This window comes from Frankia sp. KB5, assembly GCF_002099325.1.
Classification (GTDB): Bacteria; Actinomycetota; Actinomycetes; order Frankiales; family Frankiaceae; genus Frankia; species Frankia casuarinae.
The window spans coordinates 1-2,984 of sequence record NZ_MRUJ01000192.1; the positions used below are offsets into that span (position 1 = coordinate 1).

The following is a 2,984-nucleotide window of genomic DNA, read 5'->3' on the forward strand; positions in this document are numbered from 1 at the left end:
CGCCCTCGTCGACGAGCAGCGCGGCGACCCGCAGCGCGGCGTCGGCCAGCTCCGCGTAGCCAAGCCGCCGGTCGCCCGCAATCACCGCGGGATGCCGGGCTCCGTCGGCGCTCTCCTCGGCCCCCGCTTCGCCCAGCTCCGCCGCCGCCCACCGGAAGACGATCTCGTGCAGGGTCCGCACCGGGTTCTCCCGCCGCGTCGCGTTCACCTCCGCCCGGACGGTCGTCTGCGCCGCCGGCAGCAGGGCACCGACGGGTGCCTGCCAGGGGTCGTCGGAGCCGGCGAGCCGGTCGACGAGGGCGCGGTAGGCCGCGAACGCCTCCTGGGCGACCCCCTCACCGAGGCAGTCCAGCCGGACGTCCCAGTTGAGCAGCAGACCACCGTCATGCTCGGTGACCTGGGCGTCGAGCCAGACCTGCGGCCCCTGGGAGATCGTCCACGCCGGCCGGCCGAAGCACTCCTGGACGGCCTGGGAGTAGATGTCGCCGAGACCGAGCGCGCTGGTGTAGACGACCGGGGCGAGCACCGGGTGGCCCCGCCGGCGGGACAGTTCGCGCAACACCTCGACGCCGCTGTAGGAGCCGTGCCCGATGGCGGCGGCGAGGTTCTGCCCCACCGACCGGGCGCGCTCGGCGAACGGCAGCGGCTCGCCGAGATCGATGTCGAGCAGCAGGGAGCTGGAGAAGTCCCCGACGAGCAGGTCGACGTCCGGGTGCAGGGGGTCGCGGTCGAACAGCGGCAGGTTCAGCAGGAACCGCGGGCCGGCGCTCCAGGCGCCGATGACCTCGGCGAACGCGGTCGCCAGGGTGACCGCCGGGGTGACGCCGTGGCGGCGGGCCCGCTCGGTGAGCACCGCGCGGCGGCCCGGGTCGATCCAGTGGTCGAGCCTGGTGCTGCGCGCCACCGTCGTGGGTTCGCCGGCGCCGGGCCGCAGCGGCAGATCCGGCGCTTCGGGCAGGTCGTCGAGCCGGTCCTGCCACCACTGCCGGGCACGGACCACCCGGTCGTCCCCGCGGGCGGCCCTGTCGGCGAGGTAGCGGGGGAAGTCGTAGGTCAGCGGCGGTGGCGCGGAGTCCTCGGCGTGCGCGGAGTCCTCGGCGGGCCCTGCCACCGCCGGCGGGGAGGCGAGGTAGAGCTTGCGGAGGTCCTCGAACAGCAGGCGCAGGCTCAGCGCGTCGGAGGCGACCATGTCCAGATCCAGGTGCAGCCGCGTCGCGCTGTCGGGCAGCAGGGTGAGGGCGACCTCGCAGATCTCACCGGCCTCGACGTCCATCATGCGGTGGGTGTAGTCGGAGCGCAGCGCGGCGAGCCGCTCCTCGACCTCCGCCGGGGGCAGCTGGCGCAGGTCGCGGACCGGCAGCCGCGGCTCGGTCACCTCCCCGATCATGGCACGCCCGTCCTCGGTCACCCGCGACCGCAGCATGCCGTGCCGGGCGACCAGCGCGGCGAACGCGCGCCGCAGCCGCTCCGGGTCGATCCCGGTGCCGTCGAACTCGACGTAGAAGTGGGCGGCGACCCCGCCGAAGGGCTGGCCGGGCTGGCGGCCCACCCAGTAGGCGTGCTGCATGGTGGCGAGGGGGAACGGCTCCCCCACGGCCTCGGCGAACTCGGGTTCGGCGGGCTCGGGATCGGCGGATTCGGTGGGCTCGGCTCCGCCGGTGCGCGGTGCCTGGCTGAGGATACGGGCCCACTCCCGCACGGTGGGGGCCTCGGCGAACTCCGCGAAGTCCACGTCGATCCCCGCGGCCCGCCAGCGGGTGACGAGCTGGATGAGGGTCAGTGACTCCAGGCCGACGGAGAGCAGATCCTCGTCCAGGCCGAGATCCTCGGCGTCGGTGAGACCGAGCAGAGTGGCCACATCCGTCCGCAACGCATCGAGGTCGTCCCACGACTGCGGATCGATCTCCACGGGTTGGGTGCTGGTCACGTCACTTCCTCCGGTGCGTGGGAGCGGGGGCGGGAACGAGATGCGGGGCGATGCTGGCGAACTTCTCGCAGGTCTCGGCGTACTCCCGGGACGGCCGGGAATCGGCGACGACACCCGCGCCGGCCTGCAGCCAGGTCTGTCCGCCGTGGGTGTGCAGGCAGCGCAGCGCGAGAGCGGCGTCGAGGAAGCCGTCGTGGCCGACCTGCAGAGCCGCCCCCGCGTAGAGCCCTCGCTCGGTGGGTTCGAGCTCGGCCACGGTCTGGCAGGCGACGCCGCGCGGGATGCCGGAGGCGGTGATGGCTGGCGACAGCACGGCGAGCGCCTCCCAGTTCGTGACACCGGGCCGCAGCCGGCCGGCGACCCGCGAGGCCAGATGCTGGACGCTCCCGCGGGCCTCGACGTCCATGAACCGACGGACGGTGACGCTGTCCGGCACGCAGATGCCGGCGAGGTCGTCCGCGACGGCGCGGACGGACACCGCGTGCTCGAAGACCTCCTTGGCGTCGCACCACAGCTCGGCCCGCGCCGCCGCGTCCTGTTCCGCGCCACGCCCGAGCGGGCGGGTGCCGGCGAGCGGCTGCGAACTGACCTCCCCGTCCGCGCCGACCTCGGCGACGGTCTCCGGGCTGAACCCGACCGAACGCATGCCCGGCAGGTCGACGAGGAAGGTGCGGGCCGGGCTGTTCGCCCGCCGGCCCCGCAGGCAGGTCGCGGCGAGGTCCACCTCGAACGGCACCGGGACCCGGCGGGACAGCACGACCTTCGCGAGCCGACCGGCCTGGATGCGCTCCACCGCCGCGGCGACGGCCTGCTGATAGGCCTCGGCGCCGGGCGTGACGACGTCGAGCGGGCCGGTCTGGTGCCGCTCGACGTCCGCGGCACCACCGACACCACCGACGCCGACGCCTTCCGGGCCGTCGGCGGGGAGCCGGTCGACGACGGCGAGCACCCGGGCCACGGTGGCCTCGTCGGTGCCGCGGACGTCGAGGCGCCCCGGGGCGATCCGGATCTCGACCTCCGGCACGATGAGCTGGGCCAACGGTGCCGCCGCGCGTCC

At 74.8% G+C, this 2,984-nt stretch carries 2 protein-coding genes; both read right to left on the bottom strand.

Annotated features, from left to right (window positions below; translation table 11 throughout):
- Positions 1-1,927 (bottom strand): condensation domain-containing protein (locus tag KBI5_RS17750; protein ID WP_241882998.1); only part of this gene is annotated, 1,927 nt, incomplete at its 3' end.
- A 1-nt stretch (position 1,928) separates the two neighbouring features.
- Positions 1,929-2,984 (bottom strand): salicylate synthase (locus KBI5_RS17755; protein WP_133057071.1); only part of this gene is annotated, 1,056 nt, incomplete at its 5' end.